This window comes from Vibrio sp. 378, from assembly GCF_033339435.1.
On the sequence record NZ_JAWOUO010001282.1, the window covers coordinates 1 to 504 of the forward strand.

Consider the following 504-nt stretch of genomic DNA (forward strand, 5'->3'; position numbering starts at 1 on the left):
AGTGTCTGTTTGGCCTTCTTGACCTGCCAATTTATCGATTGGTAGGTACAAAAGGTTGCCGCTTGATTCAGAGTCAATCAACACTTTAGATGTGTTGGTGTAAACCTCTTCCATCGCGTCAATGTACAGACGGTCACGCGTTACGCCTGGAGCCGCTTGGTATTCAGGTAGTAGTTTTTCAAACTGTGCTACTTGACCCAATGCTTCGTTAGTTACACGCTCGTTGTAACCTTGAGCTTCTTTCTTCAAACGTTCAGCTCGGCCCGTTGCCTTCGGCAAGATTTCGTTCTTGTAAGCTTCTGCTTCACGGATGAAACGCTCTTCATCCTCACGCGCAGCAATCGCGTCATCAAACGCATCTTTTACTTGCTCTGGCGGACGTGCAGACTGGAAGTTCACGTCAACAATCACCAGACCCATATCATAGCTATCGATGATTTGGTTTAGTGTTTCTTGAGTGCTTTGACGAATTTGCTGACGACCACTGGTTAGAATGCTATCCAT

At 46.4% G+C, this 504-nt stretch carries 1 protein-coding gene; it reads right to left on the minus strand.

The window, feature by feature from the left end:
• Positions 1 to 504 (minus strand): FtsH protease activity modulator HflK (hflK, locus tag R7Q48_RS31570; RefSeq protein WP_318134423.1); only part of this gene is annotated, 504 nt, incomplete at both ends.